General features: G+C 37.7%; 14 protein-coding genes. 5 read left to right on the top strand and 9 right to left on the bottom strand.

Going from position 1 to position 14,634, the window contains the following annotated elements; all coding sequences use genetic code 11:
* Positions 1-68: 68 nt before the first annotated feature.
* Positions 69-1,139, bottom strand: coding sequence for a hypothetical protein (locus PTRA_RS19170; protein WP_058374745.1), 1,071 nt, complete (start codon positions 1,137-1,139; stop codon positions 69-71).
* Between the two features lie 470 nt (positions 1,140-1,609).
* The gene (locus tag PTRA_RS16370; RefSeq protein WP_058374743.1) at positions 1,610-1,816 is read right to left on the bottom strand and encodes a hypothetical protein; all 207 of its coding nucleotides are present in this window, start codon (positions 1,814-1,816) and stop codon (positions 1,610-1,612) included.
* A 955-nt stretch (positions 1,817-2,771) separates the two neighbouring features.
* Here PTRA_RS16370 and PTRA_RS16360 point away from each other — a divergent pair.
* Both PTRA_RS16360 and PTRA_RS16355 read left to right on the top strand, forming a co-directional pair.
* The gene (locus tag PTRA_RS16360) at positions 2,772-3,605 is read left to right on the top strand and encodes an AAA family ATPase (protein ID WP_058374741.1); all 834 of its coding nucleotides are present in this window, start codon (positions 2,772-2,774) and stop codon (positions 3,603-3,605) included.
* 63 nt (positions 3,606-3,668) lie between these two features.
* Positions 3,669-4,523 (top strand): hypothetical protein, encoded by an 855-nt coding sequence (locus PTRA_RS16355; protein WP_058374740.1) that lies wholly within the window; start codon positions 3,669-3,671, stop codon positions 4,521-4,523.
* A 694-nt stretch (positions 4,524-5,217) separates the two neighbouring features.
* Here PTRA_RS16355 and PTRA_RS16350 read toward each other — a convergent pair.
* From PTRA_RS16350 to PTRA_RS16335, 4 genes are all read right to left on the bottom strand, one after another.
* Complete coding sequence (locus tag PTRA_RS16350) at positions 5,218-5,610, bottom strand: hypothetical protein (RefSeq protein WP_058374739.1); 393 nt, start codon at positions 5,608-5,610, stop codon at positions 5,218-5,220.
* A gap of 353 nt (positions 5,611-5,963) precedes the next feature.
* Positions 5,964-7,226 carry a hypothetical protein gene (locus tag PTRA_RS16345; protein WP_058374738.1) on the bottom strand — a complete coding sequence of 421 codons (1,263 nt, stop codon included), beginning with the start codon at positions 7,224-7,226 and terminating at the stop codon, positions 5,964-5,966.
* Positions 7,201-8,043: a M20/M25/M40 family metallo-hydrolase gene (locus PTRA_RS16340; protein ID WP_058374737.1), complete on the bottom strand. Its 843-nt coding sequence runs from the start codon at positions 8,041-8,043 to the stop codon at positions 7,201-7,203. Before PTRA_RS16340 ends, PTRA_RS16345 begins: the two co-directional genes overlap by 26 nt.
* Positions 8,040-9,275 (bottom strand): nucleotide sugar dehydrogenase, encoded by a 1,236-nt coding sequence (locus PTRA_RS16335; RefSeq protein ID WP_157756056.1) that lies wholly within the window; start codon positions 9,273-9,275, stop codon positions 8,040-8,042. Before PTRA_RS16335 ends, PTRA_RS16340 begins: the two co-directional genes overlap by 4 nt.
* A 94-nt stretch (positions 9,276-9,369) precedes the next feature.
* Between PTRA_RS16335 and tnpA the strand changes: the two genes are divergently transcribed.
* The 3 genes from tnpA (at position 9,370) to tnpC (ending at position 11,672) form a co-directional block, all read left to right on the top strand.
* Entirely contained in the window at positions 9,370-9,669 is a 300-nt protein-coding gene (gene tnpA, locus PTRA_RS16330) for an IS66 family insertion sequence element accessory protein TnpA (protein ID WP_058372494.1), read from the top strand.
* Positions 9,666-10,013: an IS66 family insertion sequence element accessory protein TnpB gene (tnpB, locus tag PTRA_RS16325; RefSeq protein WP_058372495.1), complete on the top strand. Its 348-nt coding sequence runs from the start codon at positions 9,666-9,668 to the stop codon at positions 10,011-10,013. Before tnpA ends, tnpB begins: the two co-directional genes overlap by 4 nt.
* Before the next feature lie 96 nt (positions 10,014-10,109).
* A complete protein-coding gene (gene tnpC / locus PTRA_RS16320; protein ID WP_083497488.1) occupies positions 10,110-11,672 on the top strand; it encodes an IS66 family transposase in 1,563 nt (520 codons plus the stop codon).
* A gap of 27 nt (positions 11,673-11,699) precedes the next feature.
* Here the strand turns inward: tnpC and PTRA_RS16315 are convergent, their stop codons facing one another.
* The 3 genes from PTRA_RS16315 to PTRA_RS16305 are packed head-to-tail and all read right to left on the bottom strand — an operon-like array spanning position 11,700 to position 14,630.
* Positions 11,700-13,184 carry an asparagine synthase-related protein gene (locus PTRA_RS16315; RefSeq protein WP_058374735.1) on the bottom strand — a complete coding sequence of 495 codons (1,485 nt, stop codon included), beginning with the start codon at positions 13,182-13,184 and terminating at the stop codon, positions 11,700-11,702.
* Positions 13,184-13,864: an arylamine N-acetyltransferase gene (locus PTRA_RS16310; protein ID WP_058374734.1), complete on the bottom strand. Its 681-nt coding sequence runs from the start codon at positions 13,862-13,864 to the stop codon at positions 13,184-13,186. Before PTRA_RS16310 ends, PTRA_RS16315 begins: the two co-directional genes overlap by 1 nt.
* Complete coding sequence (locus PTRA_RS16305) at positions 13,857-14,630, bottom strand: polysaccharide deacetylase family protein (RefSeq protein ID WP_237113507.1); 774 nt, start codon at positions 14,628-14,630, stop codon at positions 13,857-13,859. Before PTRA_RS16305 ends, PTRA_RS16310 begins: the two co-directional genes overlap by 8 nt.
* Positions 14,631-14,634 lie beyond the last annotated feature (4 nt).

Genomic DNA, 14,634 nt, shown 5'->3' with positions numbered 1-14,634 from the left:
AAATAAGGTTAATAAGCAAAAATAAAAGATAGTAAAAGTTAACTAGTAGAGTTAGTAAAAGTATTAAGCTAATTATTGCTATAACCTAGCTGAAATAATAACTCATTACTATATTGACTTAGATTATGAAAAACTTCTTCCTGTTTAATGTTCATCTTCCCACCAAAAATTTTATACTTAAGCGAGCTATGTTTTTTAAACACTCTCAAGTTATCTTCAAGCAACTTACCAAAGTGATTGGCATACTCGGTAATGTGGTAATGATGCTGCTGGACGGTTTTAAGGTGAGCCTTTGCTTCAGATTCAAGGGATGTTAACTTTTCTATCTCTGCCAACAATTCAACTTTTTTCATCTTTATTTTTTCGACTTTTTTATATGAACCTGTTACTGCAAAGTACATTGCGGGAGCTGCTATTATGCCACCTAAAACCATAAACCCTCCAGCCATACCAGCCCCTCCTGCAGCGATAGAACCACCACCAAACCAAGCTAGTGTTGCGTTTGTTGCAGCTATACCAGAGAGTGAGGTAATAGCAGTACCTGTAGATGCACTACCTATAATGGTAACGACGCCCCAGGCACCAACAGCTGAAGTACCACCCACCAAACCGCCAAACCCTGCTTTAAGTGAAGTTTTGAAACCATCGGAGAACTGCTTTAACTGAATTAAAGTTACTTTTTGATCAACTGCCTTTCTGTCGCTTGTAACATTAGATTTAGTTTGTAAAACCTTTCCAACTTTTTTTAAAAGCTTATTTGTTTTCTCTAATGTAAAACCGATAGAATTTAAGGCTTTATTAGTCTCACCATTAATCAGTTTTAAGCTTTCAAATACTGCCTTATACAAGCTGTTGTGTAAGTCTTCGTAATGTTTATTTTGAAGTGCTAGGTGATAAGTACCACCTAATGATAAAAAACCAATTAAATATTTACCTGCAGATTTTAATATTTGCCTCTTATTGTTTCCCTGAGCAAAAAACACTCCCTCAAACTCATGTTCTAAATACTCAAAAGACTCATCAGAGATCTCAGTAGGTGTTTTATTACTATAATTTACTATGGCTTTATAAGCGGTAATGCTATTTTTTGATTGCTTTAAATGAGCAAGGTACTGTTCTTTGACTTCGCTGTAATACATTAATTTACTTCCTTGTTAACCAATACCCAACTTTTGAAAATATAAATAAGAGAGATCGGACAATTATTTTTTAAGTGTCGAGTTTACAATATTTTTTATTAATATTACCAAGTATTAGCATAGAAATAGACTTGAGTATTAGAGTCACACTTTTTCTGAACCATAAAACTAAAAAAGCGCCTTGATAAAACTAGGGCGCTTTGCATTTAGGACAAATAAACAAGGCTATATAAATTTAATAAGGAGATGCTTAAGCATGACCTTCATGCTTGGGGTGTTACTTTTTCGATAATATTCGTAGTTATAGATACCTGTTATCATTTTAGTGCAAAAAAGACTTAGAGCGATAAACCAGGCAAAATTTTGAGTTGATTGGTACAGGAAAGAAAGTACCGCTGAGCCACCAAATACAATGGTCGAATAGATGATTTCTATTCGATATCGACTAATAGCTTTCAAAATTTTGGGCATTAAAAACCATCATCGAACGGTTCAAATGCATCAAAACAATCATCTCCTATAGAGTCCGCTATCGATTCTTCAATCTCATAAACAGTCATGACCCTATCAGATTGGCCCACCACATTGCCGCCAACATCTACGATATTAGCGCTCGCATTTGTGATAGGTAATCCTGTAGAAGGATTAATAGTAATATCATTAGCGTCGTTTTTCATTTTTTAAACCTTATTAATCATTAATTACAACTTCACAATTTAATGATTTCGTGATAAAAACCAAACTTGTTTGACTGCGCAGCTCAGCAACAAAAAGTTTGAATAAGGCATTAACTTTTCTTCTATTTTCACTTAATCTTTTAAGCAAAAATCCTTTCCTCTTTATCTAAAAAATCTATTAGTAAGTTTAATTTGAAGGCGGTTTTTGTCTGCAAGACAGGTTTTAAGCTCGCATTTTTCGGCACGAAAACTGAAAAAAAGCGCCTCAGAATGAGGCCAACAAGCGCGTAATGTGTTGTAGGCGAAGCCGCAGACACATGGAGACAGCGCGAATGTACAGCTGGTCTGTACTACCCGCGATAGTGTTTCGCATCAGCGAAATTCGATTAAAATTTGGCACAAATTGATATCGAACCATCTATTTTCGTAGAAAATAACAGCAGATGAAAAATGCAAATTATGGGGCACCCATTGCATTGTCAGGCGCGGCGGTATGGCGGGTAGTACAGAGCGTAGCGAGGTGCATTCGCGCTGGGCCTACAACGCTAGCGCGATAGCGCGTCGAGTCAGCTCGTTGCGGAGCAACACCAGAGCTGACGGGCGTTTTAGACCCTATGGTTGAGTAGCGCAGCGACGAAGCCATCCGCTGAAAGCGGCTTCTCTAAATGGTTTCATCCCTCGTTTCATTAAAAGAGCAAATACACAACGTCTTGCAATGAATACCGTAATATTTTTGCCTAATTGAAATAAAGAATAACTTATAAAGTAAGGCCTCCTCTTTAAGAGGAGGCCTTACTTTATAAGTTTAATTCATACAAATTTTCTACGTTTAAAAACAAGCTTAATAAAAATAAAAAAATAAATTGGATAATTTTACATAAAACGCAATTAGTTCGTTTTTCGACATCCTATTTAGAAATTCCGAAATATTACAATCCGATAGGAGTTTATAAATATGAATGACCAAGAACATACCCAACAATTTTCACCAAACAGTGAATCAACAAACACACCTAATCCATTACACCAATTAAGAAAAGCCGATAGCGTACTTAGTATTGTTCAAGCTGACATTCCTCAACCATGCATCATTGTACCCGCGATATTAACCGCCGGAGAAGCTACCCTACTTGCTGCCGGAGCTGGCTCAGGAAAAACATTCATATCTCAACACGTTGCTGCTAGCGTGGCCGCAGGGATTCCTTGTTTTGATAGCGCACCCTGTGAAGCTAAAAAAGTATTGTATATCGATGCTGAACTAGGTTTGCATCAGATAAAACAACGTTTTGCTAATATCTTTAACGCAATAGGCGCTGGACCCGATGGTAATTATTTAAAAATCATTCATAAAAAAAGCTTTCAAGGAGGTATTCCGGACCTTGCAACATCTGACGGTTTTGATGCACTCGCCAGTGATATTGAATGGGCCGATGTAGTGATTTTCGATAACCTATCCGCACTGTATACATCCGCAGAGGAGCTCAATCAAAACGACTGGAACTACTACAACAAATGCATTGACGCATTGCGAAACGAAGGAAAAGCGATTTTGATACTGCACCATACAGATAAAACAGGCAAAAACTATCGCGGCCATACTGAAATTGCGCGTGCTGTTGATAACGTGCTCATCGCAGCAAAAGATTTGAAAGCCAGCACCAATGCAGTGACCGTGGTTGATATAGCACAGTCTAAATCACGTAACGGCGCCAGTAGTGAAAAGCTCATGAGCGTTTCCTTCGGTGATATAAACAAAGACGGGCGATTTTTAATGTTCCGCTCTAAATAACCAGTTAATTTGTCTATGTGGGAGGTAGTTAAAGCATGCCTTACTTAAACATGCGAATGATAAATGGAAAACGATAACACCTACACACATCAATATCAGCGATACTTCAACATCAACATGCGTTACCAAAAAGGCGCAAACAACTACTTAACTGGCATTAACCGTGCAGCATTGACAGTCATTATTGCAGTACGGTTTTCAGTTACTGCGCCCGTGATTATTCGCTGGCTCTACAATATTAGTCAACCTCAAGCGCTGAACCACTTAAATAAGTTGGTTGATGATAAATTATTAACGATGGTCCACACCCATCGCAGTCCAGATGGACGCGTCTATATTCCAACTTACACAGGAGCTAAATATGCACAGGAGCAAACCAGTATTGATACTTACTTTCGCTCAAAATCAAACCCCGCACTGCAGGTTAACCACAACCACATAATGCACGATTTAATGAATACATTTATTGCTCTGCGCGGATTACATAACCATACCTCAGATGGCGTTTACAGGCCGCTATGGACAGGATTTTTATCTGAGCCAGAGTTTAAGCGTTTATATAATCAAAGTAATGCGCGAATTGTAGACGGTATCGCCGTATTACCAGATAGGACCGTCGTTGCTATCGAAATTGAAAACTCATTTAAAAATAAATCGACGCGTCAGACTATCCTGCTCAAATACCTCGCCTCACTTAAAGCGGGCCATTACCAACAGGTATTTATATTTTCACAATCTACGCAAATATTTGATGATATAAAAAGATTACACACCCAGTTACTGACAGAGCTCCCAGAGCGCATAAATAAGAGAACCCAACAACCATTCATGACTCACAAAGATGCTGCGTTATTACAATCTGCGATTGTGTATCGCACAAAATTTTGCGATGAAATTACCGCCCTATTCTATTCATAAAAAAGAGCATCAAAATGATGCTCTAGAAGTTAATGGCGATTAGACCACTACGCAATAATATCCAGTGTCAAATGGCTTGCGTAACACGCTAAAATCAATAGCACATACGAGTTAGCTGCCATATCTGTAATTAATGGTATATCACAGACCTTTTTGTAATGAAGCCAACCCGATAACGCAAATGTGTAGCCGCTTATGGAGCACGCATCTGAGAGTGTTCGAACTATCACCCCGAACTGCCATTTTACTCGTTTATTTTCATAATATCTCTTATGTATGTGACCTATTTTAATTAGGTATGCACAACTAAGAGGCATTGTTGATATTTCGCATAGAATATCAAAACGATAAAATTTGAATGTAAAAAAGGAGTGAATATTATTCACTCCTTTTTATTTTTAACCTGTCTACATTAGGTAACTAAGACCGCGCATTCGGGCCCTGCCGCCAAAACAATCGCTATATTGTTTTCTCCCTACATAACCCTGTACGTCATACAGAGTATGAATATTCATTTAAATGCAGTGAATCACCACAAAGGCTCTTCAGGTAGGTAAGCCTGTTTAGCGCCAGGCTCGGTGCAATTTTTTGGAGTAATGAACATGCAGTGTGTAACTTATTTTTGGCTCTATACATATAACTAGTAGCGTCGCAGGGAAATAAAAAAGCGAACCACGTGGTTCGCTAAAGGTTTTTAGGTATTCTCTAGTATATCTAACCAATGGCGTTCTGCAGCTGCAAAATACTCATTTGGTTTTAGCATAAATAGTTGCTCAAATTCTGCAGTAAATAAACTGCAGAAGTTTGTTATGCCTTCAATGTGTATGAGTAAAAAGGCATACATCTCAATACCCTCCAAATACCGCTCTGAGAACTCAGGATTAGCAGCTAGTAACTGTTGAGAAATACTAATACCCAGCACACACCCCACGCTATCTCGGTGTAAATAAATGTAATTGGTGAAGCCCAGTTCAAGTTCTTGCTTATCAACAACATCAGCTAATAGCAAAATGGTGGAAGCATCCTCCCAGGGGGATTTACTAGCGCGTACATATTGGCGTATAAACGGTGATTTTTGATCTTTCATGATTTTTCCTAGTTAATTTGTCCTAAAGCTAACTAGGCATAAGTCAGGAGAAAAATTGAAAGGTAATAGATAAACGACTTAAATTTGCAAAACACACCAAAAACATTAAGGTTGGAGTATTATTCCAAATATTGAGGGTTAGAAATGAGTGATTTTATATGGCTATTACCAGCTGCTGTGTTGACGATAATTCTAATTAAACTTATTAAACAAGCTAAGAAAGTAGATTAAGTAAAAAAACACTTAACTTTTTTGATATAACCGACGGTAGTTAAAGTGACCAATAAGTCACTTTAAGGCCTAGAATGCAGCTTAATGATCCCTAAAAGGCATTTATTCTGAGGAACGAAATACTAACAAGCTAGCTCAGTACTTTCATCAGACTTTAAATAGTTAATTCTATTATAAATAAATGTGTTGAAAGACTGATTAACAACTCCTAAGTCAATGGATGTAAGCGCTAAGTAAGTTTTCTCATTTTCTGCAATCATGGATTTAACCAAGCTACTTACATCCAATTCAATATAATTGTTATTTTTTAACCATACATCTAGTAACTCCATCATTTTTGATGATTCCATAAGTAAAAATTTTGTATGTTCAATTCGTTGAGATACGTTTTTCGCAAATTTTTTCGCGCAAAAATTAGCTCCTTCTTTAGATTCAACAAGTGCATACCCAAGGATATCGCCTATTAACTTTTTACTGTCATGGGTATCAAATGCTTCATCTCTAAGGTGTTTTAACATAGGCGGGGTATTAAATAGTTTAAAGTTATAATTCGCAGCATCCGTTGCCATAATCATATCACTGCGGCGACTATATAAATTCAAATAGCGCATTGAATCATTTTTACAAAGTAATACATCAACATTTAGTATAAGTGTTGCACCACCCCGCTCTCTTCCTTTTGCTGGCATTATTGTAATTGGTGTTGGTGTAGTTCGGGTTGTAGATTTACCCTTTACTAATCGATCGATGAAATCATGCCAATTGATAGTTGCTATATCCACATCATATTTATGAAATTCTTTATGGGTAAAAGTATAAAAGTCATGATGAGTATTAATATTACTTTCGCTTTTTTTCGATATATCTACCTTTGTAACATACTCTTTTATTTTCATAGCCTTAGAGTCATTACATTGGACTGCAATGGCTATCAAAACATCGAGTAAGGGGCTTGTTCGAGTATATTCCTTTGGGATAGGTGAATCACCTGATAGCGCACTAAAAGCCATATCACAGCCCGCTTTTTTCAATTTTTCAAGCACAGTAATAAATTCATTTTCAGGTAGTGTCCAAGATAAATCATCATCAAGTATAAATCCTATTCCCCCAAATTCGTTCATTTTACGACGAAGGTGTGCTTGGCAGATATTTCGACTATCCACAATAGGTGGGTAGTACGTAACTATATCTATTATTTCAACTGGACGACAAAACTGATAAATTTTTCTTGGTTCTGTTATACCAAATAATAAGATGGACGCTTTAATCTCAAAACTAGGTAACGCTTGATGCATGCTTTTCAACAGACTGTTTGCCACATCTATATCAGCACTGGCCAATACCACGTTAATGATGTTGTTAGACTGCATGGCTATACGACGCATAATTTGCTAAAAAATTTTCAAATTGTTTTTGGTGCTTTAAAAGATTACTCTCATCTAATGATTCATTGTCTTGATGGATATTATGCAAGCGATCATTAGGACCAAAACCGATATAAACAGAGTCTTTGGGCAAATTGGCTAGAAGAGGACAAGCTTTGATTCCATTTAGCTTATTTAGATGACGATATTCGATATTCGGATTATCCAAGCTGTGATTTAGTAAATCATGCCACGAAGATAACTGTAAATCAGTCAGAGAAGGCGACCATAGAAATGCAATTTGAGATCCTGTATCTAAATTATTAAATCCTGTTTCCTCAATGTAAGTATTTGCACCAAATGAACTTATCTCATGCTTAAAAATATCATAGGCAACTCTATTCCCATGCATAATTTCTTCCTCACCTTGAATTAACCACATAATTTCAGGGATTGCTTTTTTCGATGATATTAATGATTTCATAGCGAGCATCCGGGATAACAGAGGCCCCTTGTTATCGGCTATTCCTCGTCCATAAATACGACCGTTGATACGTTTTAATAAGAATGGGTTTTCACTGAGCCAATTATTCTCACTTTTCACTAGTGCAACATCATAATGACCATAAATGACTATTTTTTTATCACATAATCGTCCTGAATAGTGCGCTATTATTGTTGGCTGAGCTGTATGTTTAGTATTTGAAATCCGAATATCGAAGCCTAAACCTTCAAGGAAGCTAGTGACAAAATCAATAGCATTTTTATTACCTAGGGAATCCCCAACAATTGAGGCCATAGAGATGAATTTATTATATTCTGTTAATTCTATAGTCATTTTAGTAAATCTGTATATTGTGAGTCTAAAGAGAAGAAGATGGTGTTTTCATGTATCAGAGAGGCCCCCTTGAGTAGTAAATCGCGAACAATTTCATCATGAGGTACAAGCAACAATATCGCATCAAAAGGGCCTGTAGGCATTTGTTCTTCAACAATGCAGTTTTGGGTATCTTCCCACTTAACAACTGGGTCGTAAATAAGTGGCTTTGCTCCAAAATCTATCAATTCTCTTATAACTTCAAAATGTTTAGAGTTTCTAACGTCAGGGCAGTTGGGTTTAAAACTCACACCCAAGATTAATATTCTTGTGGAAGGTAGTGAAAGGCCAGCCCTAATTAACTTTTTCAAAAATGTATTTGCAACGTAAGTAACCATATCCCCGTTAACTTGCCGTGCTGTATTTGTTATACGAGGTGCAACTCCATTCATAACCTGAGAATGAATTAAGTAATACGGATCAACAGCAACGCAGTGTCCACCAACTAACCCAGGTTTAAAGTCTAGAAAATTCCACTTACTACTGGCGCATTCTAATACCTTGTTAAAATCTAATTTCAGCTTGTCCGATAGCTGATACATTTCGTTTATAAATGCAATATTAACATCACGCTGGGTGTTTTCTATTAACTTAGATAACTCAGCTGTTCTTATTGACTCAGCTTTCAACACTCCAGCAGGAACTATAAGTTCATATAATTGAGATAATATTTCTAAAGTAGATGTATTTGTGGCAGAAACAACCTTTACTATATGTTGTAAGCAATGAAGCTCATCTCCTGGATTAATCCGCTCAGGACTGTACCCTAGCTGAAAGTCAATATTTGCAAGCAATCCACTTGTTTTTTCAATTTCAGAAGCAAACACTCCCTCTGTAACACCAGGATATACTGTAGATTCTAGGACAACAATATCGTTAGTTGAAATCACAGAGCCAACCATCTTTGCAGCATTCAATACCGCACTTAACTCTGGTTGGTATGCCTTATCAACTGGAGTAGGTGTAGTGACAATATATATATTCGCTCTTCGAATACACTCTAGATCATTAGACAAAGTTAAATGCTCAGCACTTTCAACTAACTTAATATCGCTTTCATTGGTGCGATCATTACTTTCATGTAATTCAGAGATTCTAGTTTCGTTTATGTCAAAACCTACTGTTTGGATATGCTGACCAAATGCTATTGCAAGCGGATACCCGACATACCCTAGCCCAACGACTGCAACCACTTGATTATCGTTCAGTGAGCGTCCGGCAAATTGCGTCTGACAAATTAATCTCAACTTAAGTAAGTTACAACCAAACAATTATTTGGAGTAACTTATGAGAATTATGCGCAGCCCAGAGCAATGGCAAACCATCATCCATGAACAACAATCAAGTGGTTTAACCATCATTGATTATTGCCGGCAACATCAATTATCAATGACTAGCTTTTATGCGGTAAGAAAGAAACTCGGCCTATCATCGAATAATTTCGTTCGCGCCAAAATTACACAGCAAGTCGAAATAGTTGATGAACAACCATCCATCACGTTAACTGTTGGCAAGGCAAACGTTAGTTTGCCAGCCACAACCTCTGCAACGTATTTAAGCCAGTTACTACGCGAGTTTGTTCAATGAAAATGTTTGTTGAGCCGTCAGAGGTTTTTCTGCATCGGGATTTTGTCGACTTTCGAAAAAGTATTAATGGCTTAGTGAGTATTGTTGAAGATGAGCTTGTTCGCGATGCCTATACCGGTACGTTGTTTGTATTTTGTAACAAGGCCAAAGATAAGCTGAAAATTCTATACTGGGATAAAACAGGGTTCGCGCTTTGGTATAAACGACTTGAAAAGCAAAAATTCAAATGGCCAAGTAAACTATCGAGCCAGGAATTTGAATTAACCTATCAACAACTGGATTGGTTGTTATCTGGATATGACGTGCTTGGCCATGAACCGCTGCACTATCAGTCACCGATCTAACTAGATCTTTTATCAGTCAACGATCGTGTACGCAAGTCCTTATTCTATTTGCGTTACAAAGCAGAATCATCTGTCTGTTCTTGCTAAACTCGATGGATGAAAATTGATACTAACTCACTCCCTGACGACCCAGAACAACTCAAGCAAATGTTGCTTGAGTTGCAGGCTGAAACTACCCAAGAGTTAGCGAAAAAAGATAAAATCATCAGTGAACAAGCCATTCAAATTAATCAGTTTATTGAACGCTATGAAATTGCCAAGCGTAAACAGTTTGGTAAAAGCTCCGAGCAACTCCCGGGGGCGGGGGAAACCTTCAATGAAGCGGAAGAAATCATTGATGAGGCCGATAAAACGTTATTAGCTGCGGCTGATAGTCACAGTAAGGTCACAATTAAAAACAAACCGACGCGCAAGCCACTGCCAAAAGAATTACCTCGAAAAGTGGTGACAATTGATTTGTCCATTGATGAAAAAGTGTGTGATTGTTGCCAAGGTAAGCTGCATAAAATTGGTGAAGCTCGTAGTGAAAAACTTGAGTTTGTTCCTGCGTACATCAAAGTGATAGAGACAGTTCGACCGAAATATGCCTGTAAAAGGTGTGAGCAAACTGGCACAGAAAATTCTATAAAAGTTGCACCTGTTCCAGCAACCCCCATTCCTAAAGGCATTGCCACCAGTAGTTTGCTGAGTCAAATCATCAGCGCCAAATATCAATATGGGTTGCCGCTATATAGGCAAGAAAAAATGTTCAATGAGTATGGTATTGAGCTGAGTCGTAAAACCATGTCAGATTGGATAATACGGTGTAGTGAATTACTGATGCCATTAGTTAACGAGCTAAAAGCAGCATTGCTTAGTCAAGCGGTGCTCCATGCCGACGAAACGCCCTTAAAGGTGATTAAGGCCGATAATAGCAGCAGTTACATGTGGGTGTATTGTTGTGGTAGCGATTCGGTGGCCGCCAATAGTTTGCCAAATATTATCCTCTATGATTATCACAACTCTCGTGCCGCAGCTTGTGTAGTTGATTACCTTGGTGACTATGACGGTTACCTGCAAGTCGATGGTTATGCAGCGTACGGAAAAACAGATGCAATATTGGCAGGTTGTATGGCGCATGCACGTCGAAAATTCATTGATGCGAAAACGGTGCAAACGAAAAACAAAACCGGCAAAGCCGATGTTGCCTTAAGTCTTATTAGAAAACTCTACGGCATTGAGGCAAGCTTAAAAGACAAAACGGCCGCAGAAACGTATCAAGCACGGCAGGAAAGTTCAAAACCCATCATCGATAAACTTCACCATTGGATTATCGAAAATAAAGATAAAGTGCCACCGAAAAGTAAACTTGGTGAAGCGATTACGTATTGGTGTAACCAAGAACATAAGCTCATCACCTATTTAAAAGATGGTCGCATAAATATAGATAACAATCGCGCTGAGCGGGCTGTGAAACCGTTTGTGATTGGCAGAAAAAACTGGTTATTCTCCAATACCGCGCGGGGTGCAACGGCTAGCGCCGTGCTCTATAGTATTATTGAAACCGCGAAAGCGAACGGACTGTTGGTCGACAACTATTTGCAAACCTGCCTAGATGAGCTTGCTAAAAAGCCTGAAAGTGTAGAGCACTTGCTACCTTGGAATGTTAATCAAGGCTAGACGCATTTGCTCAGACGCTTACATCGTTCATATATCCCTCTGCTTGTATTTAAGCTCACGTCGTTCAATCATCGTGTCAAAAGTTGGGTAATGGGAGAAGTAATGATGATTAGCTATAGAAGTGTTATCCATAATTTGTTCAAAAATGGATCTTAATGCTGTTCTTTCTGTCGTAGATATTTTCTTTAATTCATCTATAACCATTTTTTGCAAACCTGAGGTAATATCGAAAGGCTCTTTAGGAGCATGAATTATTGAGTTGGGTAATACATGTTTAAATGTATCTCTTAGTATTGTTTTTCCCACGTTCAAAGAAATGTCGCAAAGATCTTGAACGTCATGTGCTAATGCAAACTGAGTGACGCGATTATCTAAAAATGGGCAACGAGCCTCTATACTATGGCTGGCAGTAATAAGATCTAAGCGTCTCAATTCCGTGTAATGGAGGTTTTCAATCAAACAAGCTCTCATTTTCTCAGGGTCATTACGACCATTATACATTCCTTGATAACCACAGAAATACTCATCTGCACCTTCACCTGATAACAAAACGCGGATACCGTCTTCTTGTACAGCCCTACTTAATAATAATGTTGCTAGTCCATTTGATATAATTGAAGGGTTGTAGCTTTTTGTAATTTTACATGTTTTTTTAATTAATCCTAAGAGCTCACTTTGTGTCGGTGGCTTAATTAAAACGACACGACTAGGACAAACCTTTAGATGTTCTAATAACGTCAAAACTGAATCGGGATAACTGTCAGCCACGACGTAATATCTTGCACTTTTGCTTAATCTTGTCTCTAAAATATAAGCAATAATCGAACTATCTAGCCCACCACTTAAAGCTACAGCGAATGGGATATCCTTAGGAATTCGAAGTGCTATAGCACTTTCTATAATATCAACAAATCTTCGTTTATTGGTCACAGTGTATTGATGGAGGTATTCTTTGCATACTACCCCAGTTTTTATATCAAACTTTGATACTCCAGGGGAGATTACATCTAACGTATTAGTGTATGCATCTATATAATTAGTATCAACGCCAGTTCCTATATGCCATCCGATACTACTATTCCAAACGAGCAAAGGCTTTTTACCAACATGATCTGTAAAAACTCTAAAATCTCCCGTTGATTTATCGAAAAGAACACCAGAGTACATTCCATTTGCCATCGTCATGGCCTGAGTCAAACCGTAACGCTCTATATACTCAAAAAAAATACCTACATCATTAAACTTATTTGATTCGAGACCAAGTATCTCAGCCAATTCTTGATAATTATATATCTCACCATTCAGTACTAAAATTTTCGACATACTTTGTAGTGGTTGAACAACTTGGGGAGAAGTTATAAATAAATGCGAAAATTCAAAATGTATAGGTATTCCATTAAAATGAATAGTTTCTAAGCTAGAATGGTCTTCGCCCCGAGATAGAGTATCCTTTCCTACTTTCTTATTTAAATTAGATTGTCCTTCAGTGACACTTACAACAAACCCGCACATCAACTAATACTCTCTAGATATATTTTTAAGTCCGAAATCAATTCGGGAAAGCTGCTCTGGACAAAACTCAAAAGCTCTATCGGTGTTAGACTGAATTTTTGAGTATTTTTTCCTGCTTCATATACTGCTAAACAGAAACCTGTAATTCGATAAAACTTTTCATTCATTAGCCAGCAAAACCGAAGTTCTTGGCTGTAAGGCAGTTGTTGGAGATACCTGTTAGGGTATTTGGATAATATAATCTCTTCATTTTGAGCGACTAATGCAATACGGTTCATATCACGCCATTGTCGACCATCGTGTCGTTTGACAAGAAGCTTGTTTGACTCTTTAACAATTCGAAAGCGTATTCCTGCTGATGTATACTCTCGATAGATATCGCAAGTATGAGCCTGATATATAGTTGGCCAGCCCGTGCCAGAATCTAAAAAGCTAACCTTGTCTGAAGATTCAACTCGGATCAAACGATGTGAGTTTAAACCTGTCATGCAAACCTCAGCCTCATGTAATGTAGCGCTAAGCCCCATTTTAGTTATATGAGCGCGCAAGCTTAGTGCGTGATCAAAACAAGTCCCCCCATTAATAACCTTCTTCCCCAATAACTGCCCTAAATTGTGAAATGGAAAAGTCTCTAATTGATTCTTGAGCAATGCGCAAAGCTTAGCATTAAGTTCACCCACAATAATCTTCCGTAATATGTATTCTCCTTAAAACTGATGGGTAAAATGTCTCACAGTCGACACCTAAATGAATTAAGCCAAATAGCTGGCTTTGCTCAATTACTTTCTTATTATTTTTACCATGAGGGAAGCAAATAGACATCGATTCTCTACATCCCAATCCTCTGATCCAATTATAATTTTCAGTTAACTCTTTATTTAGCTCACTTGGAGAAAGTTGGGTAAATGCTCTGTGGCTACACCCGTGAATACCCAGTTCAATTCCTTGGCTATTGTACAGTTTTAGATGATGCTCCTGCATAAATAAATGGGTAGAATCCGCATCCACATCTATGCCAAACAAACGTTGTCGGAGATACCTATATCTCGAGGCTGTTATGCCTCGTAATATTCTTTTTAATCGCCCACCGAGCAATGATAGACTAAGGTCTTTAGGTACATTCGGTGTCGACATCAAGTGAAGAGCCATATCATCAATCGGAGAAAAACCATCTAAAACAAAATCTTTAACAGGGTAAACTGTAGCAATCATTCCACGATTAATTAATTCATCAAATGCACAAATATTATCCCTATATCCGTCATCGAAAGTAATAAATACATCGTTATGTGTATATCCTTTCGCCAAAGCAGAAATTGGCTTAGTTTTCCAGCCTTTTTTCTCTATAGTATCAAGCAGTTCGATGAACTTCTTCCAGCTAATGCCTGTTTGTCGCTGATAGTAATAGTTCTTTTCATCGTAATTTTTAAGAACACGATGAAACATGTAA

The sequence above is a fragment of the Pseudoalteromonas translucida KMM 520 genome (assembly GCF_001465295.1).
GTDB lineage: Bacteria > Pseudomonadota > Gammaproteobacteria > Enterobacterales > Alteromonadaceae > Pseudoalteromonas > Pseudoalteromonas translucida.
Note: the sequence above shows the minus strand (reverse complement) of the source record. Positions and strands in the feature narration are given on the sequence as shown.

Excerpts from the sequence above, each read along its gene's own strand:
- PTRA_RS19170 (WP_058374745.1), bottom strand. The coding sequence starts at position 1,139 with ATGTATTACAGCGAAGTCAAAGAACAGTACCTTGCTCATTTAAAGCAA.
- PTRA_RS16370 (WP_058374743.1), bottom strand. The coding sequence starts at position 1,816 with ATGAAAAACGACGCTAATGATATTACTATTAATCCTTCTACAGGATTA.
- PTRA_RS16360 (WP_058374741.1), top strand. The coding sequence starts at position 2,772 with ATGAATGACCAAGAACATACCCAACAATTTTCACCAAACAGTGAATCA.
- PTRA_RS16355 (WP_058374740.1), top strand. The coding sequence starts at position 3,669 with ATGGAAAACGATAACACCTACACACATCAATATCAGCGATACTTCAAC.
- PTRA_RS16350 (WP_058374739.1), bottom strand. The coding sequence starts at position 5,610 with ATGAAAGATCAAAAATCACCGTTTATACGCCAATATGTACGCGCTAGT.
- PTRA_RS16345 (WP_058374738.1), bottom strand. The coding sequence starts at position 7,226 with ATGCGTCGTATAGCCATGCAGTCTAACAACATCATTAACGTGGTATTG.
- PTRA_RS16340 (WP_058374737.1), bottom strand. The coding sequence starts at position 8,043 with ATGACTATAGAATTAACAGAATATAATAAATTCATCTCTATGGCCTCA.
- tnpA (WP_058372494.1), top strand. The coding sequence starts at position 9,370 with ATGAGAATTATGCGCAGCCCAGAGCAATGGCAAACCATCATCCATGAA.
- tnpB (WP_058372495.1), top strand. The coding sequence starts at position 9,666 with ATGAAAATGTTTGTTGAGCCGTCAGAGGTTTTTCTGCATCGGGATTTT.
- tnpC (WP_083497488.1), top strand. The coding sequence starts at position 10,110 with ATGAAAATTGATACTAACTCACTCCCTGACGACCCAGAACAACTCAAG.
- PTRA_RS16315 (WP_058374735.1), bottom strand. The coding sequence starts at position 13,184 with ATGTGCGGGTTTGTTGTAAGTGTCACTGAAGGACAATCTAATTTAAAT.
- PTRA_RS16305 (WP_237113507.1), bottom strand. The coding sequence starts at position 14,630 with ATGTTTCATCGTGTTCTTAAAAATTACGATGAAAAGAACTATTACTAT.